The sequence below is a fragment of the Flavobacterium solisilvae genome (genome assembly GCF_012911605.1).
In the GTDB taxonomy this organism is placed as follows: Bacteria; Bacteroidota; Bacteroidia; order Flavobacteriales; family Flavobacteriaceae; genus Flavobacterium; species Flavobacterium solisilvae.
This window is the reverse complement of sequence record NZ_JAAMPT010000119.1, coordinates 1-339: the sequence shown is the minus strand read 5'-3', so window position 1 is coordinate 339 and position 339 is coordinate 1. Positions and strand designations below refer to the sequence as shown.

1 pseudogene is annotated in these 339 nt (G+C 41.9%); it reads right to left on the bottom strand.

What is annotated here, in order from left to right:
- Positions 1–339 (bottom strand): annotated as a pseudogene (locus G6042_RS00560) (IS1182 family transposase); the annotation flags it as partial.

Sequence of the window (339 nt, the reverse complement as noted above, 5' to 3'; positions counted from 1 at the left end):
CTACTAGCGCCGTAAAAGTTTCTAGATTTAAGTTTTCTTTGGCTTCTAGAGCAATGGCCGAAAGTGCATTTTTATCGTTGCGGTTGATGGTGTGCGTTGCCACAACCAAGTTGTGTTTATCGTCTACCGCTGCTTGAATATTATAAGACACTTCTACTACTTGCCCTTGAACCAAAAGTGCTCTTGCATCACAATCAGTAGTGCTCACTTGCGGTTCACCACTGGTTTTGAGTTGCTCTTCTAGCAGTTCATATTTGATTTTGTTTTGCTTTAAGCGTTCTATTTTTTGTTGAATGTTGGTGAGCGTGGTGCTGGTTTCTTGAGCGTCGTTTTGGGCTA